This window comes from Embleya sp. AB8 (assembly GCF_049739465.1).
Classification (GTDB): Bacteria; Actinomycetota; Actinomycetes; order Streptomycetales; family Streptomycetaceae; genus Embleya.
In genome coordinates, this window is record NZ_JBMHHY010000002.1 from 192,175 (window position 1) to 215,895 (window position 23,721).

19 protein-coding genes are annotated in these 23,721 nt (G+C 70.9%); 7 read left to right on the forward strand and 12 right to left on the reverse strand.

The genetic code is table 11. The features are described 5' to 3' along the window. The first annotated feature begins 63 nt into the window (after positions 1-63). Complete coding sequence (locus ABIA38_RS03840; RefSeq protein WP_424636948.1) at positions 64-885, forward strand: maleylpyruvate isomerase family mycothiol-dependent enzyme; 822 nt, start codon at positions 64-66, stop codon at positions 883-885. 9 nt (positions 886-894) lie between these two features. Here the strand turns inward: ABIA38_RS03840 and ABIA38_RS03845 are convergent, their stop codons facing one another. The 4 genes from ABIA38_RS03845 to pdhA form a co-directional block, all read right to left on the reverse strand. Beyond that, positions 895-2,229 (reverse strand): MFS transporter, encoded by a 1,335-nt coding sequence (locus tag ABIA38_RS03845; RefSeq protein ID WP_424636949.1) that lies wholly within the window; start codon positions 2,227-2,229, stop codon positions 895-897. A 99-nt stretch (positions 2,230-2,328) separates the two neighbouring features. After that, positions 2,329-3,729: a dihydrolipoamide acetyltransferase family protein gene (locus tag ABIA38_RS03850; protein WP_424637175.1), complete on the reverse strand. Its 1,401-nt coding sequence runs from the start codon at positions 3,727-3,729 to the stop codon at positions 2,329-2,331. A gap of 32 nt (positions 3,730-3,761) precedes the next feature. After that, positions 3,762-4,727, reverse strand: coding sequence for an alpha-ketoacid dehydrogenase subunit beta (locus tag ABIA38_RS03855; RefSeq protein ID WP_424637176.1), 966 nt, complete (start codon positions 4,725-4,727; stop codon positions 3,762-3,764). Between the two features lie 35 nt (positions 4,728-4,762). Beyond that, the gene (gene pdhA, locus ABIA38_RS03860) at positions 4,763-5,890 is read right to left on the reverse strand and encodes a pyruvate dehydrogenase (acetyl-transferring) E1 component subunit alpha (RefSeq protein ID WP_424636950.1); all 1,128 of its coding nucleotides are present in this window, start codon (positions 5,888-5,890) and stop codon (positions 4,763-4,765) included. Between the two features lie 364 nt (positions 5,891-6,254). Here pdhA and ABIA38_RS03865 point away from each other — a divergent pair, with 364 nt between their 5' ends. Beyond that, on the forward strand, positions 6,255-6,917 hold the full coding sequence (locus tag ABIA38_RS03865) for a response regulator (protein ID WP_424636951.1): 663 nt from the start codon (positions 6,255-6,257) through the stop codon (positions 6,915-6,917). 9 nt (positions 6,918-6,926) lie between these two features. Here the strand turns inward: ABIA38_RS03865 and ABIA38_RS03870 are convergent, their stop codons facing one another. The 6 genes from ABIA38_RS03870 to hisC all read right to left on the reverse strand — a co-directional run bounded on the left by ABIA38_RS03870 (position 6,927) and on the right by hisC (position 17,664). Continuing rightward, a complete protein-coding gene (locus tag ABIA38_RS03870; protein WP_424636952.1) occupies positions 6,927-7,985 on the reverse strand; it encodes a medium chain dehydrogenase/reductase family protein in 1,059 nt (352 codons plus the stop codon). Between the two features lie 94 nt (positions 7,986-8,079). Beyond that, positions 8,080-9,834, reverse strand: coding sequence for a GAF domain-containing protein (locus tag ABIA38_RS03875; RefSeq protein ID WP_424636953.1), 1,755 nt, complete (start codon positions 9,832-9,834; stop codon positions 8,080-8,082). A 106-nt stretch (positions 9,835-9,940) separates the two neighbouring features. After that, positions 9,941-13,534, reverse strand: coding sequence for a thiol reductant ABC exporter subunit CydD (gene cydD / locus ABIA38_RS03880; RefSeq protein ID WP_424636954.1), 3,594 nt, complete (start codon positions 13,532-13,534; stop codon positions 9,941-9,943). A gap of 135 nt (positions 13,535-13,669) precedes the next feature. Then, a complete protein-coding gene (gene cydB / locus ABIA38_RS03885; RefSeq protein WP_424636955.1) occupies positions 13,670-14,707 on the reverse strand; it encodes a cytochrome d ubiquinol oxidase subunit II in 1,038 nt (345 codons plus the stop codon). Positions 14,708-14,719: 12 nt separating this feature from the next. Next, positions 14,720-16,156, reverse strand: coding sequence for a cytochrome ubiquinol oxidase subunit I (locus ABIA38_RS03890; RefSeq protein WP_424636956.1), 1,437 nt, complete (start codon positions 16,154-16,156; stop codon positions 14,720-14,722). A gap of 386 nt (positions 16,157-16,542) precedes the next feature. Further along, positions 16,543-17,664, reverse strand: coding sequence for a histidinol-phosphate transaminase (hisC, locus tag ABIA38_RS03895; protein WP_424636957.1), 1,122 nt, complete (start codon positions 17,662-17,664; stop codon positions 16,543-16,545). A gap of 205 nt (positions 17,665-17,869) precedes the next feature. Here hisC and ABIA38_RS03900 point away from each other — a divergent pair, with 205 nt between their 5' ends. From ABIA38_RS03900 to ABIA38_RS03920, 5 genes are all read left to right on the forward strand, one after another. Continuing rightward, entirely contained in the window at positions 17,870-18,889 is a 1,020-nt protein-coding gene (locus ABIA38_RS03900) for a LacI family DNA-binding transcriptional regulator (RefSeq protein ID WP_424636958.1), read from the forward strand. 277 nt (positions 18,890-19,166) lie between these two features. Beyond that, the gene (locus ABIA38_RS03905) at positions 19,167-20,108 is read left to right on the forward strand and encodes a metallophosphoesterase family protein (protein ID WP_424636959.1); all 942 of its coding nucleotides are present in this window, start codon (positions 19,167-19,169) and stop codon (positions 20,106-20,108) included. Positions 20,109-20,277: 169 nt separating this feature from the next. Then, positions 20,278-20,901 (forward strand): hypothetical protein, encoded by a 624-nt coding sequence (locus ABIA38_RS03910; protein WP_424636960.1) that lies wholly within the window; start codon positions 20,278-20,280, stop codon positions 20,899-20,901. 132 nt (positions 20,902-21,033) lie between these two features. Beyond that, entirely contained in the window at positions 21,034-21,243 is a 210-nt protein-coding gene (locus ABIA38_RS03915; protein ID WP_424636961.1) for a hypothetical protein, read from the forward strand. Between the two features lie 122 nt (positions 21,244-21,365). Continuing rightward, on the forward strand, positions 21,366-22,793 hold the full coding sequence (locus ABIA38_RS03920) for a flotillin family protein (RefSeq protein ID WP_424636962.1): 1,428 nt from the start codon (positions 21,366-21,368) through the stop codon (positions 22,791-22,793). Between the two features lie 14 nt (positions 22,794-22,807). Here the strand turns inward: ABIA38_RS03920 and ABIA38_RS03925 are convergent, their stop codons facing one another. Next, positions 22,808-23,014 (reverse strand): hypothetical protein, encoded by a 207-nt coding sequence (locus ABIA38_RS03925; RefSeq protein WP_424636963.1) that lies wholly within the window; start codon positions 23,012-23,014, stop codon positions 22,808-22,810. Positions 23,015-23,071: 57 nt separating this feature from the next. Next, the gene (locus ABIA38_RS03930; protein WP_424636964.1) at positions 23,072-23,647 is read right to left on the reverse strand and encodes a Uma2 family endonuclease; all 576 of its coding nucleotides are present in this window, start codon (positions 23,645-23,647) and stop codon (positions 23,072-23,074) included. Positions 23,648-23,721: the final 74 nt, after the last annotated feature.

Here is a 23,721-nt window from a genome sequence, read left to right on the forward strand (position 1 = left end):
CCCCGGCATTTCGACGGTCGCGCCCGTCCGGTCGACCGGTGACGCAGCGACAAGAGGTGGTACGTGACCTACGCGACCAACGACCTGAAGACGCACGCCGACGCCTGGGAGCAGTCGGTACGCTCCCTCAAGGATCTGGTCTCCACCCTGACCGAGGGTCGGTGGAGCAGCGCGACCGAGTGCCCGGGCTGGTCGGTCCGCGACATCGTCTCGCACGTGATCGGGATCGAGCTGGAACTGCTCGGCGAACCACGGCCGATCCATACCCTGCCGCGCGATCTGCGGCACGTGCACGACGAGTTCAGCCGCTATACGGAAATACCGGTGGACGTCCGGCGCTGCCACACCTCGCCGGAGATGACCGGTGAGCTGGAATACGTGATCCTGCGCCGGCGGCGGATGCTGGACGAGAACGATCGTGGTCCGGACGACGAGGTACGCGGCATCATGGGCCGCAGCGTCCCGTACCGATTCCTGCTCACCCAGCGGGTGTTCGACGTGTGGGTGCACGAGCAGGACGTCCGGCGCGCGATCGGCGAGCCGGGCAATCTGGACTCGCCCGCCGCGCTGATCACCCGCGACTTCCTGCTGACCGGGCTGGCCCGGGTGGTGGCGAAGGACGCGAAGGCGCCAGCCGGCGCGTCGGTGGTGTTCGACGTGCACGGGCCGGTGGAGTTCATGCGCACGGTCACCGTCGACGAGGGTGGTCGGGGGCGGCTGGACGGACGTGTCCCGCTGGGGCCGCTGGTGCTGATCTCCACCGACTGGGAGACGTTCGTGCGGCTGATGTGCGGCCGGGTGGCGCCGGGGCGGGCCGAGGCGCGGGTCGAGGGGGACCCGGATCTGGCCCGGCGGATCCTGGCCAACATGGCGGTCACGCCCTAGCGCCGGAGGTCAGCCGGCGTCGGGCACGCTCTCCCGATCCGGGGCGCGTTGGGCGACCACGCACACCGGTTCGGCCGAGCGGCCCCGGCCGGCGACCTTGCGGGCGTAGCGCAGCACCTGGACCACGCCCAGAAGCAGCGGCACCGCCTGCACGGCCATCGCGACCCGGTACGCGTTCAGCCCGTGGGTGCCGCCGCCCGGCTCGACCAGGTCCAGAACCAGACCGATCGCGAACAGGCACAGCGTGGCGGCGGCGAATCCGCCGACGTTGACGATGCCGGACACGGTGCCGAGCCGGTGCGGCGGATTGCCCGCGCGCGCGAACTCCATGCCGACCAGGGACAGCGCGCCGCCCGGGCCGATCACCAGTGCGAGCAGGACCAGCAGCCACAGCGGCGAGGGTGCGGCGGGGATCAGTACGGCCGCCCACAACAGCATGGCCAGCAGCGGCTGCCCCACGCACAGCGCGAGTCGGCTGCCCGGCCGGCGGGTCACCAGCGGGCCGACCACCAGGCACGCGAACATGTTGATCACGATCGCGACCGTGAGCACGGCGCTCGCGGCGCTCTTGCTCAGGCCCTGGCCCTCGACCAGGAACGGGAAGCCCCACAACATCAGGAAGACCTGTGGCAGGCAGCCGCACGCCCAGTGCGCCCACAGGCCGAGCCGGGTGCCGGGTTCGGCCCAGGCCGCGCGGACCTGGGACCACATGGTCGGCCCGCCGGTCGGCCGGACCCGGGTCACCGGGCCGGGGCTGTCGCGCAGTACGAGCAGCACCACGACCAGTACCAGCACACCGATCCCGGCGGAGACCGCGAACGTCCGGCTCCAGCCGAACGCGCGCAGCGCGCCGGCCAGCGGGGTGGCGCCGGCCAGGTTCCCGGCCATCCCGAGCAGCGCGGTCAGCTGGGTGAGCACCGCGACCCGGCGCACGGGGAACCAGACCGCGACCACACGCAGCACACTGACGAAGGTCATCGCGTCGCCCATGCCCACCAGCACCCGGGCGAGCACCGCGCCGGCGAAGCCGTGCGCGAACGCGAAGGTGAACTGACCTGCCGTCATCAACACCAGTCCGCAGCTGAGCACCCGCTTGGCGCCGAAGCGGTCGGTGAGCGCGCCGACGGGTATCTGCAGGCCGGCGTAGACCAGCAGTTGGAGCATCGGGAACAGCGACAGCTGGGACGCGGAGACGCCGAATCGCTCCTGCGCGTCGATCCCGGCGACGCCGAGACTGCTGCGGTGGAACACCGCGACCACGTATACCGAGGCCGCGACCGCCCACATGATCCAGGCGATTCGGCCGCCGAGCCGGGAGGGGGCTGGATCCGCAGATGGGTTCACAGTACATACACATTAGGGGACGCGCTCGGACATACGTACGGCCGGGCCCATTTCGGGTCCCGGCCGTACGTCCTGTTCGCCGCCGTTCGGGCCGAATCGTCAGCCGCGGGCGAAGAGCAACTTCGGCCGTTCCAGCATCTCGGCGACATCCGCCAGCACGCGCGAGCCCAACTCGCCGTCCACCATGCGGTGATCGAAGGACAGGGACAGTGTGGTCACCTGCCGCGGCTTGACCTTGCCCTTGTGCACCCACGGTTGCTCGCGGATCGCGCCGACCGCCAGGATCGCGGCCTCCCCCGGGTTGAGGATCGGGGTGCCGCCGTCCACCCCGAACACGCCCACGTTGGTGATGGTGGCCGTGCCGCCCGCCATGTCGGCGGGCGAGGTGCGCCCGTCCCGCGCGGTGGCCACCAGCTCGGTGAGCGCGCGGGCCAGCGCGGTCAGGCTCTTGGCGCCCGCGTCCTTGATGTTGGGGACGAGCAACCCGCGCGGCGTCGCGGCGGCGATGCCCAGGTTGACCCGGTCCCGGACGACGATCTCCTGATTGGGCTCGTCCCAGGACGCGTTGATCTCCGGGTGCCGGGCGATGGCCACCAGGAAGGCCCGGGCGACCAGGAGCAGCGGGGAGACCTTGGTGTCCGCGAAGTCGGGCAACTCGCGCAGGCTGCGCACGAGCCGGACGGTGCGGGTGACGTCGACCGTCACCCACTCGGTGACGTGCGGCGCGGAGAACGCGCTCGCCACCATCGCCTGCGCGGTCGCCTTGCGCACGCCCTTGACCGGGATCCGTCGCTCGCCCGGGATCGTCTCGCCGGGTCCGGTCGCCGGGAAGGCGGCCGGGACCGCGGCCGGCGCGGCGGGGCGGGCGGCGGCGTGAACGTCCTCGCGGGTGACCGTGCCGCCGGGGCCGGAGGGGTGCACCGACGCGAGGTCGACGCCCAGGTCCCGGGCCAACTTGCGGACCGGGGGCTTGGCGAGGGCGATCGTGCGTTGACCGGGGGCGGATGCGGCGGGGGCGGTCGGGGCCGGCGACCCGGAGCCGTTGACCACCGGTACGGAAACCGCGTCGCTCTTGCGGGCGCGGCGGCGGCCGGTGGTGGTGCGGACGCCGTAGCCGACCAGGACGGCGGTGCGGGCGTCCTTTTTGTTGCCCTTGGTCTCCTCTTCGTCCTCGGCCTCGGCCCCGGTCTGCTCCGGCTCGGCGGTCGCGACCGGCTCCGGTACGAGGTCGACCGCGAGGGCCGCGGCACGTGTCTCGGCGGCGGCCGGCACGGCCGTACCGCTCGGCGCCACCGTGATGATCGGCGCGCCGACCGCGACCGTGTCGCCCTCGGCGGCCAGCAGTTCGGTGACCACCCCGTCGTACGGACACGGCAGTTCGACCAGCGCCTTCGCCGTCTCCACCTCGACCATGAGCTGGCCGTCGTGCACCGCGTCGCCGACCTTGACGTGCCAGACGACGATGTCGGCCTCTTCCAGGCCCTCGCCGACGTCGGGCATCAGGAACTTCTGCACCTCGGACACGGGCTTCCTCACCAGGCCAGGGAACGGTCGACGGCATCGAGCACACGGTCCAGGTCGGGGAGGTACTCCTCCTCGACCCGGGACGGCGGATACGGCATGTGATACCCGCCGACCCGCAACACCGGTGCCTCCAGGTGGTGGAAGCAGCGCTCGGTGATGGTGGCGGCCACCTCCGCGCCGATGCCCAGGAAGGACGGCGCCTCGTGCACGACCACCAGGTGTCCGGTGCGCTTGACCGACGCCTCGACCGCGTCGAAGTCCAGCGGGGACAACGAGCGCAGGTCGATCACCTCCAACTCGCGGCCCTCCTCGGCGGCGGCTGCGGCGGCCTCCAGGCAGGTCGCCACCATCGGCCCGTAGGCCACCACGGTGCACGCGTCGCCCGAACGCACCAGGCGCGAGCCGTACAGCGGGTCCGGCGTCGCGGCGGTGTCCACCTCGCCCTTGGTCCAGTAGCGCCGCTTGGGCTCCAGGAAGATCACCGGGTCGTCGGCGGCGATCGCCTGCCGGATCATCCAGTAGGCGTCCGAGGGGTTCGAGCAGGACACCACGCGCAGACCCGCGGTGTGCGCGAAGTAGGCCTCGGGCGACTCGCTGTGGTGCTCGACCGCGCCGATCCCGCCGCCGAACGGGATCCGGATCACGATCGGCAGCCGGACGTAGCCGAGCGAGCGGGCGTGCATCTTGGCCAGCTGGGTGACGATCTGGTCGTAGGCGGGGAAGACGAAGCCGTCGAACTGGATCTCCACGACCGGCCGATATCCCGCCAGGGCCAACCCGATCGCGGTGCCGACGATGCCGGACTCGGCGAGCGGGGTGTCCACCACCCGGTCCTCGCCGAAGTCCTTCTGGAGCCCGTCGGTGACCCGGAAGACACCGCCGAGCTTGCCGATGTCCTCACCCATGATCAATACCTTGGGGTCGCTCTCCAGGGACTTGCGCAGCCCCGTGTTGAGCGCCTGCACCATCGACATCCGACGGGTCGTGCCCGTCGACTGTGTGGGAGCCATCAGTGCTCGTCCTCCCCGGCGTCGACGAAGGACGCGTGATATGCCTCGAACTCGGCCCGTTCCCGGTCCACGAGCGGGTGCGACTCGGCGTAGACGTGGGCGAACATCGACACCGGATCCGGGTCCGGCATGGTGCGTACGCCGTTGCGTACCCGCTTGCCCAATTCCTCGCTCTCGGTCTCGAGCGCGGCGAAGAACTCGGGGGTTCCGATGCCCTGCTTGTGCAGGTATGCCTTGAGCCGCTCGATCGGGTCCTTGAGCCGCCATTCCTCCAGTTCGGTGTTGAGCCGATAGCGGGTCGGATCGTCCGAAGTGGTGTGCGCGCCCATTCGGTAGGTGAACGCCTCGATCAACATCGGCCCCGCACCGCGTCGGGCCCGGGCCAATGCCGCCCTGGTCACCGCGAGACACGCGAGCACGTCGTTTCCGTCGACCCGAACTCCGGGAAAGCCGAATCCGGCGGCGCGCCGATACAGCGGCACCTTCATCTGGCGTTCGGTCGGCTCCGAGATCGCCCACTGATTGTTCTGGCAGAAGAACACCACGGGCGCGTTGAAGACGGCCGCGAAGGTGAATGCCTCGTTGACATCGCCCTGGCTGGAGGCGCCGTCGCCGAAATAGGTGACGACCGCGGCATCGCTGCCGTCGCGTTGCAGGCCCATCGCGTATCCGACGCCGTGCAGGCTCTGCGCGCCGATGACGATCGTGTAGAGCTGGAAATTGTTCTCGCGGGGATCCCAACCGCCGTTGTTGACGCCGCGGAACATGCCGAGCAGATTCAACGGATCCACGCCGCGACACCACGCGACGCCGTGCTCACGGTAAGTGGGAAATACATAGTCGTCCGAACCCAACGCCCGCCCCGAACCGATCTGCGCGGCCTCCTGGCCGAGCAGCGAGGCCCACAGGCCCAGTTCGCCCTGCCGCTGGAGCGCGGTGGCCTCGGCGTCGAAGCGCCGCACCAGGACCAGGTCGCGGTACAGGCTCAGGTATTCGTCGTCGGACAGGTCGATCGAATAATCGGGATGCTCGACCCGTTCGCCCTCCGGGGTGAGCAACTGGATCAGTTCTGGACCGGCTCCGGATTCGGGCGGAAACAATGTCCCGCCCGTACTGTCCACTGCCACGTTCTCTCCTCCGTCTGTCCGGTCCGCGGGGTCGCCGTGGACCGGGTCCGGATCGCCGGGCCCGGTTCCGCGCGGGGTGTGCGCGGCTACCTTGATGTGCAGACACGGCGATTGGTGGCTGTACTTCCTAGGATTTCCTAGGAATTCCCGGGTGAATCCGGGAGGCGCCTGCGCACAGGCATGCGGTTCGGAAACCGCACACCGCAACGTTACCCATCGGTCCGCCCGGTACGTAGTGGCGACCGGCCCGAAGGTTGCCGCGTGCTTTGTCGTCCCCCGACAAAGCGCCGCCGGTTCGGGGTCGAACCACCCGTTGTCGCGGCATCGCACGACACTCGAACGGTGCACATGCGAACCTGGACAAGTGAACGATCAAGGAAGTATCCGGGTATTTCTCCTCGATGATCACGAAGTGGTGCGCCGCGGTGTCCACGAGTTGTTGTCGATCGAGGACGACATCGACGTGGTCGGCGAAGCCGGCACCGCCGCGGAGGCGCTGGCCCGCATCCCGGCGACCCGCCCGCAGGTCGCGGTGCTCGACGTGCGACTGCCGGACGGCAGCGGGGTCGAGGTGTGTCGCGAGATCCGTTCGCAACTGCCGGACGTGCGCTGCCTGATGCTCACCTCGTTCTCCGACGACGAGGCACTGTTCGACGCGATCATGGCGGGCGCCTCCGGCTACGTGCTCAAGGACATCCGCGGCTCCGACCTGGTCGGCGCGGTCCGCGACGTGGCCGCCGGGAAGTCCCTGCTCGACCCGGCCGCCACGGCCCGGGTCCTGGAACGCCTGCGCAGCGGCAACCGAGGCGACGAACGCCTGTCCTCGCTGAGCGACCAGGAACGCCGCATCCTCGACCTGATCGGCGAGGGCATGACCAACCGCCAGATCGGCGCGCAGATGCACCTGGCCGAGAAGACGGTGAAGAACTACGTCTCCAGCCTGCTGGCCAAGCTGGGCATGGAACGCCGCACCCAGGCGGCGGCGTACGTGGCGAAGCAGAAGGCGGAGCGGGGACGGGGACGCTGAGGGGGCCGCTCAGCCCGCGTCGGGGACCAGCACGACCTTCCCGGTCACCGTGCCCGACTCGGCCAGGGTCAGCGCTTCGGCGGCGTGGCTCAGCGGGACGCGGGCCGCGACCTGGGCGGTGATCGCGCCGGCGGCCAGCAGCCCGAAGACCTCGGCGAGGTCGGTGCGCAGCCGGGTGCGGAAGCTCGCCGGGCGGCGCTTGCCGGTCCAGATGTTGTAGAAGTGTGTGCGTCGGCCGTTGGGCAGCAGGTGCCACCACATCAGCCGACCGATCAGCTTGAACACCGGCAACCGGGACGAGCCCGGCTGGTCCTTGGTGGCCGCCGTCCCGTACGAGACCAGCGTGCCGCCTCGGGCGAGCAGCCGGAACGAGTCGACGATGCCCTCCCCGCCGACATGGTCGAAGACCGCGTCGACGCCGTTCGGGGCCAACGCGCGCACCCGCGCCGGCAGGTCGGCCGCCCGGTAGTCCAGCGGGATCGCGCCCAGCGCCCGGACCGCGTCGTGGTGGCGCGGGGAGGCGGTGCCGATCACCCGGACGCCCGCGTGCGTGGCCAACTGGACCAGGGCCGAGCCCACTCCGCCGTTGGCGCCGTGCACCAGGATCGTCTGCCCGCGCCGGATCGCGGCCACGCGGTGCAACATCTGCCACGCGGTGATCCCGTTGACCACCAGGGTCTCCGCCTCGGCCGGGTCGATCCCCTCCGGCACCTCGACCAGTTCGGCGGCCGGCAGCACGATCCGGCTCGCCCAGCCGCCCACCTTGGTCAGCGCCGCGAACCGGCGGCCGACCAGCGCGGCGTCCACCCCGGGCCCGACCCGGGACACCGTGCCGACCAGGTCGTAGCCGGGCACGAACGGGAAGGCCGGCTGGTCGTAGTACTTGCCCCGGCGCATCTGCTGCTCGGCGAAGGACACCCCCGACGCCTCGACCGCGAGCAGCGCCTGCCCGGCCCCCGGCTCCGGCGTGGGGCGCACCCGAACCTCCAGGCCGGCGGGTTCGACCAGGCCCGGAAGCACGATCTCCGTGGTCTGCCCGAGCACGTTCGCGGCCCCGTTCACACTCATCGCGACTCCCGTTCAGCGACTACCAATAATGTTTGTTATGCCCTCTAACTTATGTGCGTACCAATAGACTGTCAAGCGTCGGCGCGGAGCTTCCCTAGAGGGGCACCGACCACGTCACCGTCGTCCCCGAGGCATCCGGTCCCGGTCCGAACTCCGCCCGGCCGCCCAGCTCTTCGGCCCGCCCGGCCAGGTTGGCCAGACCGCTGCGCCGGCCGCCGGCGGGGATGCCCACGCCGTCGTCGGTGACCTCGAGGGTGACCGTGCCGCCCGCCACCACCAGGGTCACCTCGACCCGGGACGCCCGCGCGTGCCGCGCCGCGTTGGACAGGATCTCCCGTAGCGCGGCCAGGAGTTGCTCGGCCGACTCGTCCGAAACGGTCGAGTCGACCGGTCCCACGAAGGTGACCGCCGGTTCGAAGCCGAGCGCCGACGCCGACGCGCTCACCTCGCGCAACACCCGGCCGCGCACCCCGGTCGGCCCCTCCCGCGGTGGGTTCTGCAGCGCGAAAATGGTGCTGCGCACCTCGCGGATGGTCGCGTCGAGTTCGTCCACCGCCCGGTTGATCCGGGCGGTCACCGCCGGCACCTTGGCCAGCCTGGCCGCGCCCTGGAGCATCATCCCGGTCGCGAACAACCGCTGGATGACCAGGTCGTGCAGGTCGCGGGCGATCCGGTCGCGGTCCTCGAACACGGCCAGCCGCTCCCGATCGCGCTGCGCGCCGGCCAACATCAGCGCGATCGCCGCCTGGCCGCCGAACGCCTGGGCCATCGAGCGCTCGGTCCGGTTGAACGGGACCGCGCCGATCCGCTTGTCCAGTTCGAGGGCGCCGAGGATGCGGCCGTTGGCGATCAGCGGGACGAACAGTCCGGGGCCGAAGCAGCGGGACTTGGCCACCATCACGTGCGGGTCGGTGCTCATGTCCGCGATGAAGATGCTGCGCCCGGAGACGATCGCCTCGGCGAGCGGCGAGCCCTGCTCCACGACGGTGCCGCCCAGACCCGCGAGGTCCTCGCCGGAGGTGACCTCGATCAGGTACGAACCGTCCGGCTGGGGCAGGTACATCGCGGCGAAGTCGGCCTCGGCGAGACTGCGCGCCCGCTCGGCGACCACGGCGAGCGCCTCGTCCGGGTCCTGCGTGGTCAGCAGCGCCGTGGTGACATCGGCCGAGCCCATGATCCACTTCTCCCGGCGGGCCGCGCTCTCGAACAGGCGCGCGTTCTCGATCGCCACCCCGGCGGCGGCGGCGAGCGCCCGGACGATCTGCTGGTCCTCGATGCCGAAGCCGGGCCGACCGCGCTTCTCGGTCAGGTACAGATTGCCGAACACCTCGTCGCGCACCCGGATCGGCACGCCCAGGAACGAGTGCATCGCCGGGTGGTTGGGCGGAAAGCCGTAGGAGGCCGGATGCCGGGTCAGATCGTCCAGGCGCAGCGGTTCGGGATGCTCGATCAGCAGGCCCAGGATGCCCCGGCCGTGCGGGAGTTCGCCGATCCGCTCGCGCTCGGCCCGGTCGATCCCGACGGTGATGAAGTCGGACAGGTTGTTCTCGCCGCCGATCACCCCGAGCGCGGCGTAGCGCGCGTCCACCAGCTCGGCCGCGGCCTCGACGATCCGGCGCAGCGTGGTGTGCAGGTCCAGGTCGGCGCCGACCGCGATCACCGCCTCCAGCAACCCCTGGAGTCGGTCGCCGCCGGCCGCCGCCGAGCCCAGCCGCTCGACCACCTCGGCGACCAGGTCGTCCAGACCGAGCTCGGCCGATTCGGGCGCCGTCCGCCGCCCGGGGCGCTCGGGCCGATCCGGCCCGTCGGCGCGGTCCGCGCTGTCGGAACTGCCGCTGGCGTTCACCATGGCTGAAGCCTACGTGTACAAATCGGTACGAAAGCGACTGAAACCCTTGGACACGCGTACGGATCCGCCTGCCGGGGCGCTGCCGGCGCGGGTCTTCCAGCCCCGCTCACGCCCCCGCCGCGACCACCACGTTCGGCGCCGCCGCGTACTCCCGCTCGAGCAGCGTGCGAAACGCCCCGGGGGTGCTGCTCAGTTCCGCCCACGTGCCGCGCTGCCGGACCCGTCCCTCGGCCAGGACCACGATCTCGTCCACCGCGTCGAGTCCGGTGAGCCGGTGGGTGACCAGCAGTGTGGTCCGCCCCCGGGTCGCATCCAGCAGGTCCGCGGTGAGTGCGTCGGCGGTGGGCAGGTCGAGGTGTTCGGCGGGCTCGTCGAGCAGCAAAATCTCGAAGTCGGCGAGCAGCGCGCGGGCCAGCGCGAGCCGTTGCCGCTGACCACCGGACAGCCGGGCGCCGTGCTCCCCGACCATCGTGTCCAGCCCCTCGGGCAGCGTGTCGACCCAGTCCAGGAGCCGGGCCCCGGCCAGCGCCGCGCGCAGCGCCGGCTCGTCGCAGTCCGGCCGGGCCAGCCGCAGGTTCTCCCGCAGCGAGCTGTCGAAGACGTGCGCGTCCTGGGCGCACAGCCCGATCACCCGCCGTACCTCGTCCCCGGCCAGGTCGGTGATCGAGACGCCGCCCAGGGTCACCGTGCCGCCCGCCGGCTCCAGGAAGCGCAGCAGCACATGGGCCAGCGTGGTCTTGCCCGAGCCGCTCGGGCCGACCACCGCGACCCGCTTGCCGGGGGTCAGGTCGAGGTCGACGCCGACCAGGGCCGGCGGGCCGTCCGGGGTCCAGCGCGCGGCCAGGTCGCGGACCCGCAACGCGCGCGGCGCGGCGGGCAGCTCGATCGGCGTGGCCGGCTCGTGCACCGGTTCCGGCGCGTCCAGCACCTCGAACACCCGGGCCGCCGCCCGTCGGGAGCCCTCCAGGTGCCGCCCGGCGGCGGGCAGTACGACGGTGGCCTCGAACGCGGCCAACGGGGTGAGTACGACCAGCGCGAGCAATACGCCGCTCAGCCGGTCGGCGTGCACGGCCGCGACGCCGACCAGGGCGGAGGCCCATACCGTGGCGCCGGCCACCAGCGCGGCCAGCCCGGCGCCGACGCCCGCGCCGCGCGCCTGGCCCGCCTCGGTGGCCCGCAGCCGGGCGTCCACCTCGGCCACCTCGGCGAGCCGGTCCGGCGCCCGGCCGGTCGCGATCAGTTCGGGGGCACCGCGCAGCAGGTCCACCACGGCGGCGGACAACTCGCCGCGCACGGCGGCGAGTCGACGTTCCGCCCGCCGGGCCACCCGGCCGGCCAGCCACGGCACCAGCACCCCGGCCGCGAGCAGCCCGAGCAGCAACACCCCGCCGGCCTCGGGCAGGACCAGGGCGACGGTCAGTACCGCGCCCGCGCCGACCACGGCCGCCACCGCCGCCGGGAGCAGTGCGCGCAGGAAGAAGTCCTGTACCGCGTCCACGTCCGCGACCAACCGGGAGAGCAGATCGCCGCGGCGGAACGCGGGCAGCCCGGTCGGCGCGAGCCGCTCCAGGCGTTCGTACACCCGGACCCGCAGTCGGGCCAGGATGCGAAACGCGGCGTCGTGCCCGATCAGCCGCTCGGCATAACGGAACACCGCGCGCGAGACGCCGAACGCCCGGACGCCGGTGACCGCGACCATCAGGGTGAGTACGGGCGGGTGTTCGGACGCGCGTGAGATCAGCCAGGCCGACGTGGCCATCAGGCCGACCGAACTGCCCAGCGCGAGCGCCCCGCACAACACGGCGAGGGCGAGTCGGCCGCGCAACGGGCGGGCCAGCGCGAGCAGGCGGCGACCGGGGCCGGCGGCGCCGGCCCGGCTCGCAGACCCGGCTTCGATTTCGGTTCCGGCACCGGTTCCCGCTTCGGCCTCGGCCTCGGGCAGTTCCGCCGGTCCGCCGACCACCTCCGCTCGGGCCACCTCCGCCTCGACCCGGGCCGCGACCGCCGCGTGTGCGCCGGCGGTCGGCGCCGAGCCCGAGCCCGAGCCCGACGCCGACGCCTGCGCGCCCGCCAACGCCACCACCCGATCGGCCAGTGGCAGCAGCGCCGGGCGATGTGCGACCAGCACGACCGTACGGCCCACCGCCAACCGCCGGACCGCCTCGACGACGCCCGCCTCGCTGTCCCCGTCCAGGTTCGAGGTCGGCTCGTCGAGCAGCAGGATCGGCCGATCGGCCAGGAACGCCCGGGCCAGCGCGAGCCGTTGCCGCTGGCCGGCGGACAACCCCGCACCGTCCTCGCCGAGCGGCGCGGTCAACCCGCCGGCGGCGGCCACGAATCCGTCGGCCCCCGCCGCGACCAGCGCGGCCCGTACCTCCGCGTCCGTCGCGTCCGGCCGGGCCAGCCGGACATTCGCCCCGATCGTCCCCGCGAACAGGTAGGGCCGCTGCGGAACCCAGGCCACCCGCGCCCGCCACGCGTCGGCGTCGAGGTCGGCCAGGTCCACCCCGCCCACGGTGACCCGCCCGGCACTCGGCCGGGTGAACCCGAGCAGCACCGCGAGCAGTGTCGACTTGCCACACCCGCTGGGCCCGGTCAGCGCGAGCGTCTCGCCGGCCCGCACGGTCAGGTCCAGGTCGGCCGGCGCGGCGTCCGCCCGGCCCTCGTGCCGCACACTCACGCCGGTCAGCACCAGGTCGGCCGAGCGCGGGTCCGGCACCGGCGCGGTCCCGGCGGGCGCATCCGGCACGGTCTCCAGGACCGCGAACACCCGGTCGGCGGCGGCGACTCCCTCGACGCTGGCGTGGTACTCGGCACCCACCTGACGCAGCGGCAGATATGCCTCGGGCGCCAGGATGAGCACCACCAGCGCGGTCTCCAGGCCCAGATCCCCGTCGACCAGGCGCAGCCCCACGCCGACCGCGACCAGCGCGACCGAGATGGTGGCGAGCAGTTCGAGGGCGAACGAGGACAGGAACGCGATCCGCAGCGTCTTGAGGGTGGCCCGGCGGTAGTCGTCGGTGATCGTCCGGATCGACTTCGCCTGCGCCTTGGCCCGGCCGAACACCTTGAGCGTGGGCAGCCCGGCGACCACGTCCAGGAAGTGCCCGGCCAGCCGGTTCAGCACCGTCCACTGCCGGTCCATGTACTTCTGGGTGGCCATCCCGATCAACGCCATGAACAGCGGGATCAGCGGCAGGGTGACCACGATCGTCACCGCCGAGATCCAGTCGCCGAGGACCACCCGCGCCAGCACCGCGACCGGCACCGTGACGGACAGGATCAACTGCGGCAGATAGCGGGCGAAGTAGCCGTCCAGCGCGTCCACGCCCCGGGTGGCCAGCGTGGTCAGCTCGCCGGACCGCTCCCGGTTCAGCCAGGCCGGCCCGAGTCGGATCACCTGCGCGAGGAGCCGGGCGCGCAGTTGCGACTTGACCGCCGCCGAGGTGCGCTGCGCGATCACCTCGGTGAGCCAGGAGATCGCCGAGCGGGCCACGATCACGCCCGCCAGCAGGCCCAGTTCGGGCCACAGGTCGCCCACGCCCGCGTGCTCCTGGAAGGCGGCCACGATCACCCGGGCGAGCAGGCCCGCCTGGACGAGCACGAGACCCGCGCCCGCCGTGCCCAGCACCACGGTCAGGGCCAGAAAGCCCCGGGTGGCACGGGCGTGGGTCAGCAGGCGCGGGTCTACGGGCTTCACGAGCCGCTCTCTCCTCGTTACTGCGGTACTTGCGGTACTTGCGGTACTTGCGGTACTTGCGGTACTTGCGGTACTTGCGGTACTTGCGGTGCTTGCGCGGTACTTCGGTACGTCCGCGACCAGGCCGCAGGGTGGCTACTTGCCTACCAGGTCGGCCTCGGCGGCGCCGAAGGCCGGCTTGGTCGGGATGCTCTTCGTACTGATCCGCTTGCGGAACACCCAGTACGTCCAGGCCTGATAGCACAGCACGATCGGGGTCATGAAGCCGGCGACCCAGGTCATGATCTTCAGTGTGTACGGCGTCGAGGACGCGTTGTGGATGGTCAGGTTCCAGGCCGGGTCCAGGCTGGAGGGCATCACGTCCGGGAACAGCGACAGGAACAACATCGCCACCGCGGCGATCACGGTCAGCCCGGACAGCGCGAACGCCCAGCCCTCGCGCCCGATCCGGTTCATCGCCAGGGCGCCGACCAGGGCGGCGATCGCGACGATCAGCGCGGCCAGGGTGCGGCCGTTGCCCTCGTCCACCTGGGTCCAGATCAGGAACACCGCGGCGACCACGGCGGTGACCAGGCCGAGCCGGCCGGCCAGCACGTTGGCCCGGACCCGGATGTCGCCGTTCGTCTTGAGCGCGACGAACACCGCGCCGTGGAAGGTGAACAGGACGGTGGTGACCAGGCCACCGAGCAGGGCGTACCCGTTGAGCAGGTCGAACAGGTCGCCGGCGAACTCCTTGTTCGCGTCGATCGGCACCCCGCGCGTGATGTTCGCGAACGCGACGCCCCACATGAACGCGGGCACCAGCGAGCCCCAGAAGATCGCCTGTTCCCAGGCGCGCTTCCAGCGCTCGTCGTCGCGCTTGGCCCGGTACTCGAACGCGACGCCGCGCAGGATCAGCGCGACCAGGATCAGCAGGAGCGGCAGGTAGAAGCCGCTGAACAAGGTGGCGTACCACTCCGGGAAGGCCGCGAAGGTGGCACCGCCCGCGGTGATCAGCCACACCTCGTTGCCGTCCCAGACCGGGCCGATGGTGTTGATCAGCACCCGGCGCTCGGTCTCGTTCCGGGCCAGCACCCTGGTCAGGATGCCGACGCCGAAGTCGAAGCCCTCGAGGAAGAAGTAGCCGATCCACAACACGGCGATCAGCAGGAACCAGAATTCGTTGAGACCCATGACACGTCTCCCTTAGTACGCGAAGGCGAGCGGCCGGTCGGCGTCTTCGCCGTCGCCCGACGGGTGGTCCGGGTCCTTGGCCGCGGCGGGCTTGATCGGTTCGGGTCCGGCCTTGACGTAGCGCCGGATCAGGCCGAGTTCGACCACCGCGAGCGCGCCGTAGAGCAGGGTGAACACGATCAGCGAGGTGAGCACCTCACCCGTGGACACGCTCGGCGACACCCCCGCCTCGGTCTTGAGTACGCCGAACACCAGCCACGGCTGGCGGCCCATCTCGGTGAAGATCCAGCCGAACGAGTTGGCGGCGAACGGGAACGCGATGGTCCACAGGCCGATTCGGTACACCCACGGATTGCTCGGCAGTTCGCGCTTGCGCCGGGTCAGCCACAGGCCGACCAGACCGATCCCGGCGGTGACCATGCCGACGCCGATCATCAGCCGGAACGACCAGTAGGTGACGAAGATGTTGGGCCGGTAGTCGCCGGGGCCGTACTTGACCACCGACTGCTCCTGGAGGTCGTTTATCCCCGGCAGCTTGGCGTTGAAGTCGGTCTTGGCCAGGAAGGACAGCGCGCCCGGGACCTCCAGGGCCATCCGGTTGCGGCCCTTGTTGACGTCGCCGACCGAGAAGATCGAGAACGGCGCGGGCTTCGAGGTCTCCCACAGCGCCTCGGCCGAGGCCATCTTCATCGGCTGCTGGTCGTACATCAGCTTGCCCTGCACGTCACCGGTGAGCGCGAGGCCGACGCCGGCGAGCACCGAGACCCACAGGCCGAGCCGCAGCGAGGGGCGGAACACCGCGACCTCGTTGCGCTTGCGCAGGTGCCAGCAGCTGATCCCGATCAGGAAGCCGCCGGCCACGAGGAACGCGGCCGGGAGGATGTGCAGGAAGGCGGCGATCGCGGTGTTGTTGGTGAGTACGGCGCCGAAGTCGGTCAGTTCGGCGCGGCCGGTGGTCGGGTTGATCTTGTACCCGACCGGGTGCTGCATCCAGGAGTTGGCGGCCAGGATGAAGTAGGCCGACAGGATGGTGCCGATCGCGGCGGCCCAGATCGTGGCCAGGTGGATCTTCTTCGGGAGTCGCTCCCAGCCGAAGATCCACAACCCCAGGAAGGTCGACTCCAGGAAGAACGCGACCAGGGCCTCGATGGCGAGCGGGGCGCCGAAGATGTCGCCGACGAAGCGCGAGTAGTCGGACCAGTTCATCCCGAACTGGAACTCCTGCACGATGCCGGTGACCAGGCCGAGCGCGAAGTTGATCAGGAACAGCTTGCCCCAGAACTTGGTCGCCCTGAGGTAGTGCTCCTTGCCGGTGCGCACCCACGCGGTTTGCAGACACGCGACGAGGATGGACAAACCCATCGTCAGTGGCACGAACAGGAAGTGGTAGACGGTTGTGATGCCGAACTGCCAGCGGGCTACGTCGAGTGTTTCGACGGCGAGGTCCATGGGCCCCTCATTCCTCCTGATCGCCGGTCGTGTCTCGCACGCGAGCGCACGTTTGGTTCACGATGCACACGGCGCTCCCGCGCACCCCGCCCGACACTCCGTCGGACGAACCCGGATGAACCGGGATGGATGTGCGGGTTTGCCGGGCACGACTTTGTGAATGGGTTCACAAAGTCGAGCTTGTGCATCCGTTCACAAACACTAGCGAGCCCTCCCCGGCACCCCTTGAGGGGGGTGCCCGAGAGGGCTCGAAGTGGTTCGAACGGACCGGAACGGCCGCAAACGCCGAGGATCGGCTGCTTCCGGGTCGGCTGCTTCCCGATCCGCTGCTTCCGAATCGGCTGCTTCCCGATCCGCTGCTTCCGAATCGGCTGCTTCCGGGTCGGCTACCTCTGAATAAACTGCGCGGCCTGCTCCAGGAAGATCGTGTTCGCCTCGGTCTCGCCGATGGTGATCCGGCACCCCTCGTCGCCGAACGGCCGCACCGTCACCCCGGCCGCCTCGCACATCGCGGCGAACTCGCCGGTCCGCTCGCCCAGTCGCAGCCAGACGAAGTTGGCCTGCGAGTCGAAGATCGTCCAGCCCTGGGTGATCAGCGTCTCCAGCACCCGGGTCCGCTCGCCGACCAACGCCTCGACCCGCTCCAGGAGTTCGTCCTCGGCGCCGATCGAGGCGATCGCGGCGACCTGGGCGAGCCGGTTGACCGCGAACGGCATCCCCGCCTTGCGCAGCTCGTCGGCCACCGCCTCGTGCGCGATCGCGAAGCCCACCCGCAGGCCGGCCAGACCGTACGCCTTGGAGAAGGTACGCAGCACCACCACGTTGGGCCGGTCGCGGTAGATGTCCACGCCGTCCGGGACCCGCTCGTCGCGGATGAACTCGCGGTAGGCCTCGTCCAGCACCACCAGTACGTCGCGCGGCACCCGGTCCAGGAAACGTTCCAGCTCGGCGCGGTGGATCACCGTGCCGGTCGGGTTGTTCGGGTTGCAGACGAAGATCAGCCGGGTGCGGTCGGTGATCGCGGCGGCCATCGCGTCCAGGTCGTGGCTCTCGTCGGCGAGCAGCGGGACCGGCACCGGCTTGGCCCCGGCCAGCAGGACCATCAGCGGGTATGCCTCGAACGAACGCCACGCGAAGACGACCTCGTCGCCCTCGCCTGCGGTGGCGATGACCAACTGCTGGGCCACCGACACCGATCCGGTGCCGGCCACGATGTGCGACGCGGGCACCCCGAAGCGCTCGCCGAGCACCTGGGCCAGCTCGGCGTTGGTCGGGTCCGGGTAGCGGTTTATCTCGCCGACGGCGTCGGCCACCACCTTGTGCACGCTGGGCAGTGGCGGGTACGGGTTCTCGTTGGACGAGAGCTTGTACGCCGGCATGCCCTCGGCGACCGCCGGCGGTCGACCCGCCTTGTAGATCGGCATCTCGGCCAAAACGGCCCGGAACTTGGGGATGCCGGCCGCGTCGGTGCCTGCGGCGTCGGTGCCTGGGGCGTTGTGCTGGGTCACGCCCGTCCTCCTCGGATACTGGTCGGGGTGCCTGGGCGCACGTCCCGGTCGTCTCACTCTATGGGCCCTCGGACGGCGGCGGGATTACCGGGAGGTGTCCGTTCCTTCGGCCAACCTTCAGGGGCAGGTATGGGACGATACGTTTCTTCGTAAAGCAATGACATGAACCCGACCAGGGCGGCGCATTCGGCCTACTGTCGGGACGATGACAGCGCCAGATGTACCGCGTGTGGGGCGGCGGATCCGGGTGGGCATCCGGGACGTCGCAGCGGCTGCCGGGGTGTCGATCACGACCGTCTCCGACGCGCTCAACGGCAAGGGCCGACTGCCCGACACGACCCGGCTGCATGTGCGCGAGGTCGCGGACCGGCTCGGCTACCGCCCCTCCGCCGCGGCACGCACGCTGCGTACCGGGCGGTCGGGACTGCTCGGGCTGACCACGACCATGCGCTCGACCGAGCCGTTCGCGCTGACCGAGTTCGCGTGGTTCGCCGAGCTCGTGCGCTCGGCCACCGCGACCGCCCTGGACCTGGGCTACGCGCTGGTCGTGCTGCCCGCGTCCTCGCCGCACGACGTGTGGGGCAACGTGGCGCTCGACGGCACGATCGTGGTCGATCCGGTGGACGACGATCCGCTCGTGCACGAGCTGCTGAGCCGGGGGGTGCCGGTGGTCAGCGGCGGGCATCCGGGCTCGACGCCGGTCTACGGCTGGGTGGACAACGACCATGTGGCCGCCGTGCGTTCGGTGCTCGACCACCTCGCCGAGTCCGGCGCCGGGCGGATCGGGCTGCTGGCCGCGGCGGACGGGCCGGGCGCGGACAAGGGCGTCGCGGGCTATCGGGCGTGGTGCGCGGACCGGGGTGTGCCGGCGATCACCGAGGAGTACGAGGCGCGCACCCCGGGAGCGGGGCGGGCCGCCGCCGCGCGGTTGCTCGACCGGGCGCCCGACGCGGTGTTCGGGCTGCACGAGGGATGCGCGGCGGAGTTGCTGGAGGCGGCCCGGGCGCGGGCCTTGCGGGTGCCCGAGGATCTGCTCCTGGCCTGCTGCGGCGAGGGGGCCGATCCGTCGGTGACCTCGCTGAGCCTGCAACCGGCGCTGGCCGGCGCGTGGGCGGTGGAACTGCTCGTCGGGGTGATCGAGGACGCCGGCTCCGGGCCGCTGTTGCCCGCGCAGCGTACGGTGCCCACCCGGTTGTCGGTCCGGGCCTCGTCCACGCGCGGCTGAAGCCTGCGGTCCCCTTCGTCCCTTCCGAGTGGGCTCGGTGTGGGCTGGGTGTGGGCCGTGTTTGGGCGAGTGGGGCCGCCGGACCGAAGCGGCGCGGGTCCACGCACAATTGAGCGTGGTCCGTTCCACCGTGCCCGCACGAGAGATACGGTCCAGGAATCATCCGAATCGGACCGGGTGAGCCGCAGCCGAACCCGGCTGCTGTGCGTCTTGGTTCACAACGGGTGTCGGCATCGCCGTACGGCGGTGGTGCGGACGTGAAGAAAGGACCCTTCTGGTGAGCAACGTCTCGGCTACACCGGCCCCGATGGGCGCCGCAGCGGAGCAGGACGCCCCGCTGTACGTGGTCGGCGACGTCCACGGTCATCTGGAGGAGCTCAAGGCCGCCCTGCGGGCCCGGGATCTGATCGACGCGGACGCGCACTGGAGCGGCGGCCGGGCCCGGTTGTGGTTCCTGGGCGACTTCACCGACCGCGGCCCGGACGGGATCGGGGTGGTCGAGTTGGCGATGGCGCTGGCCCGCGAGTCGGCCGAGGCGGGCGGCAGCACCCGGATGTTGCTCGGCAACCACGAGATCCTGCTGCTCGGCGTGTACCGCTTCGGCGACCACCCGGTGCCGGTGGCCGGCGGCTCGACCACCTTCCGGGAGATCTGGCTGCGCAACGGCGGCATGCAGTCCGACCTGGACCGCTTCACCGACGAACAGGCCGGGTGGCTGGCCGCGCAGCCGGTCGCCGCGGTCGTGGACGGGCATCTGCTGATCCACTCGGACAGCAACGCCTACCTCGAATACGGCGACACCATCGAAGAGGTGGACGGCACGGTCGCCGACATACTGCGCGAACCGGACCCGCTGGCCTGGTGGGACCTGTTCCGCAACCTGACCCGACGCGGCGCGTTCATGGGCGAGGTCGGCCCGTACGCGGCGGCCGACCTGCTCGGCGAGTTGGGCGGGCGGCAGGTCGTGCACGGCCATACGCCCATTCCGTACCAGACCGGCGAGGACCCGTCGACGATCGTCGGGCCGCGCGTGTACGCGGACGGGCAAGCGGTCAACCTGGACGGCGGCATCTATCTGGGCGGCCCGTGTCTGGTCGCGCGCCTGCCGCTGAACACGCCCGAACCGGGCGCCTCCGTCGTCTCGTTGGAGGAGACGCAGGGTCGCGAATACGACCTGGGCGCCCTCGGCGCCGGCCCCGACGAAGAACCCGAGTCGTAGGGAACTCCCTGCCCAAAAGGCGGAGGTGCACCCTATCATCAATAGGTATCCGCCTCGACACCGTCAGGTGCGCTTTTGCGGGTCGTTGATCCACCGACAGCTTGCACGGGTCCCCTGACGGGCCCGGCGGACGCGGGAAACGCCCGCGCGGCCTCATTCGGGGGATCCGATGCAACACTGGTTTGGAAGTGACGAGCACCGCCGTCAGTACGAGCAGTTCGTCGACGACGCACTGCACCTGGAGGAAACCCGCTCCGCACTGGCGGCAGTACCCAACCTGAACGTCGAACAACTGCGGACGGCCACGTTGGACGCGACACCGTCGATCGCCGAAGCGGCGCGCGACGAATACGACCGCTACGAACGTACAGAGCAGCGTTTCGAAACGGGGATCCGAGCGGACTTCGGCGCGTCGATGATCGAAGCCGGGGAAAGCTTCGGCTGGTTCGCCCTGGCCACCGCGATGGCGGTGATCGTGGCGGGCATCTCGGCGATCGTGTTCCTGATCGTCGGCTACGTCCTGCTGCCGCTCACCATGAACGACCCGAGCATGCAGGACACGATGCAACTCGCCGCGATCGCGGCCGTCGCCATCTCCCTGGGCGCGGCGGCGATCGGGGGACTCGCGATGTTGGCGGTCGCCGCGCGCAATCGCGCCCGGCCGACCGGCGAGGTCGAGGTGTACCTGGCTCGCGAGGAGTGGCGTCGGGCGGTCACACACCGGGGCATCCTGCCGTTCCTGCGCTCGCGCCTGCGCGAGGCATCGGACGAGGGCACCACACTCCTGGGCTGACGACCGACGCCGGCTCTTCCGCTCCCCGTTGGCCGGGGGCGGGAGAGCCGGATCACGTCGGGGTCGGCCGGCGGTCGGTCGGCGGTCGGTCGGCGGTCGGTCGGCGCCGTGGGAGCCGGGTGAGGCACCACAATGGGCGACATGGTCGGCAAACGCGGGAAGGTCACCGGGGGAATCGGTCCCGGGCTGGTGGGCGAGGTCATGATCGAGGTGCGCGGTGGTGTGGAGGCGTTCCTCGCGTACTCGGCGCTGCCCGGCGAGGAGCACGGGGTGGGCGCGTTGGTGGTGATCGTGGACTACCTGCCGCCGCGCACGGTCTACGTGGCCGCCGCCTTCGGCTGATCGGCGCGTCCCGCGCCGAACCGGCCGCAACTTCCGCTGCCTTTCCCCCATTTCCCCTGGGGAGCTCCCTCTTGGCGCCCGGCCGCCCGGCGAGGACACTCCGAATCAGGCAAACAGGGGGGATGCAGGTGCTCACTACCGTGCTCGTCGTGCTCGGCCTGTTGGTGATCCTGATCGTGGTCTTCAAACTCATGTGGCGTGTCGCCGAACCCAACGAGGCGCTCGTCATCTCCGGCTCCCGGCACCACACCGAGGGGCTGGGCGAGGGCATGGGATTTCGCATCGTCACCGGTCGCGGCACGCTGGTACTGCCGTTCGTACAGGCCGTCCGCAAGCTCTCGCTCGACCTGAACGAGGCAGAGCTGAGCGTTGAATGCGTGACCACCCAGGGCATCCCGCTGCGGGTGCAGAGCGTGGTCATCTTCAAGATCGGCGACGACTACGTCTCGATCGCCAACGCCGCGCGGCGGTTCCTGGACCAGCAGAAGCAGATGGAATCGCGGGTGCGCAAGGTGCTGGCCGGCCATCTGCGTTCGATCGTCGGCGGGTTGACCGTCGAGGACATGATCCGGGACCGGGAGAAGCTCACCGCGCATGTGCGGGCGGCGTCCGGGTCGGACATGGAGAAGCTCGGGCTGATCGTGGACAGCCTGCAGATCCAGGAGATCGACGACCCGACGGGCTACATCAAGAACATGTCCGCGCCGCACACCGCGGCGGTGATCCGGGACGCGCGGATCGCCGAGGCACTGGCCACCCGCAAGGCCACCGAGGCCGAACAGGACGCCAAGGCGCGGATGGCGCAGGCGACTCGGGACAGCGAGATCCAGCAGGCGGGCTACCAGGCCGAGCGGGACGAGGCGACGGCGCGCTCCCGGCAGGCGGGACCGCTGGCCGACGCCGCCGCCAAGCAGGAGGTGGTGGTCCAGGAGACCCGGGTGGCCGAGTTGGAGGCCATGCGGCGCGAGCAGCAGCTCCAGGCCGACGTACGCAAGCCGGCCGACGCGCGGGCGTACGAGACCCGCACCCGGGCCCAGGCCGAACGGGACGCCCGCATCTCGGCGGCCGAGGCGAATGCACGCGAGACGGAACTGGCCGCGATCGCCGAGGCGGAGGCGGTCAAGGTCCGCGGCCTGGCCGCCGCGGAGGCCACACTCGCCACCGGGAAGGCCGAGGCGGAGGCGGCCAAGGCAAAGGGCCTGGCCGAAGCGGCAGCCATCGCAGCCCGAGCCGCAGCCCTCGCCGAAAACCAGGAAGCGGTCGTCGCCCAGCAACTCGCCGAAAACTGGCCGGAGATCGTCCGGGCGGGCGCCGAAGCCTTCGGCAACATCGACCACATGGTCCTGCTCAACGGCGGCGACGGCATGAGCGACCTCTTCGCGAAGGCCCTCACCATGGGCGGCACGGGTCTGGGCATCGCCCGCCAACTCCTGGCCGCCACAAAGCCGGAGCCCAACGGCAGTGCGCCCAGGGAGGAAGCCGTCCGCATCGAGGTGGAGGTGGACGAGGTCCCGACCTCGACCCGGCTCACCAAGGACTCGGCGGGCTGAGCCCAGTTATCGGCTCACCCTTCGCCCCGCTTCTCGGCGTCGTGAAGGCGCTGCCACCCCTCGTAGTCCCAGGACCGGGCGGCCCGCATATGCCGGGCACGCCGGGCGGCCCGGTCCTGGCGTTCGGCGGCGACCATTTCCGCCTTGATCGCGTCGATCCGCGCGCGCTGCTCCGGAGTGAGGTTGGCCGTCAGATCGGCCATGGTGCCGAGCTCCATCATTCGTCGCCTTCCTTCGCCATACGTGGAGTCCCGGGCCCCGCCCGATGACCCGTCGACTCAATAGGGCAGCAGCACCGACGTGTCGAGGACGAACCCGAAAGGCTCGGGGATATGGACTTCTTCCCCGAAGTCGGCGTCTTCTCGCATCCGATATCGACCCGCTTCAGGCTCGCGGAAGAGCGTGACGCTCTTCCGGGCGGCGTCCACCAGCAGATAGAGCGGGATCTGCATGAGTGGGTAATCGCGGAGCTTCCCCACCCAGTCGTTCTCGGGGTTCGAGGGCGAGACGATCTCGACGGCGATCAGCGCGAGCTCGGCAGGGACCTGGTTCTCCGTGGTGACCAGGGCGTCTTCCGGGAGGTAGGTGAGGTCGGGATTTCGGAGCTTCGCCACCTGGGGAGAGCTCAGGTCCATATTCCCCGTGGGCAGATAGCCGACCGGTGCATGCGCCTCGAACTGGCGTCGGACGACGGAGAGGTTCCGCTCGTGGATGGCGGACGGGGGCCTCTGCATGATCACGGTGTCGCCGGAGATTTCAATCTTGACGTTCGACGGGGCGGACCTGCGCAACTCCTCGATCAGGGCAAGGTACTCGGGGTGTATATCTCCTCCAGGATCTCGGCCCGCCCCCACGCTACAGGTCGAACGGGTCGTTTACGGTCCCCGCGACGACGAGCCTCAACCCCGGTGTCGGCGCTCCGGCCTCC

Coding starts and splice junctions, on each gene's coding strand:
- ABIA38_RS03850 (WP_424637175.1), bottom strand. CDS start 3,729: ATGCCCGACGTCGGCGAGGGCCTGGAAGAGGCCGACATCGTCGTCTGG.
- ABIA38_RS03855 (WP_424637176.1), bottom strand. CDS start 4,727: ATGTCGATGGTGCAGGCGCTCAACACGGGGCTGCGCAAGTCCCTGGAG.
- ABIA38_RS03870 (WP_424636952.1), bottom strand. CDS start 7,985: ATGAGTGTGAACGGGGCCGCGAACGTGCTCGGGCAGACCACGGAGATC.
- ABIA38_RS03875 (WP_424636953.1), bottom strand. CDS start 9,834: ATGGTGAACGCCAGCGGCAGTTCCGACAGCGCGGACCGCGCCGACGGG.
- cydB (WP_424636955.1), bottom strand. CDS start 14,707: ATGGGTCTCAACGAATTCTGGTTCCTGCTGATCGCCGTGTTGTGGATC.
- ABIA38_RS03890 (WP_424636956.1), bottom strand. CDS start 16,156: ATGGACCTCGCCGTCGAAACACTCGACGTAGCCCGCTGGCAGTTCGGC.
- ABIA38_RS03900 (WP_424636958.1), top strand. CDS start 17,870: ATGACAGCGCCAGATGTACCGCGTGTGGGGCGGCGGATCCGGGTGGGC.
- ABIA38_RS03910 (WP_424636960.1), top strand. CDS start 20,278: ATGCAACACTGGTTTGGAAGTGACGAGCACCGCCGTCAGTACGAGCAG.
- ABIA38_RS03915 (WP_424636961.1), top strand. CDS start 21,034: ATGGGCGACATGGTCGGCAAACGCGGGAAGGTCACCGGGGGAATCGGT.
- ABIA38_RS03920 (WP_424636962.1), top strand. CDS start 21,366: ATGCAGGTGCTCACTACCGTGCTCGTCGTGCTCGGCCTGTTGGTGATC.
- ABIA38_RS03925 (WP_424636963.1), bottom strand. CDS start 23,014: ATGATGGAGCTCGGCACCATGGCCGATCTGACGGCCAACCTCACTCCG.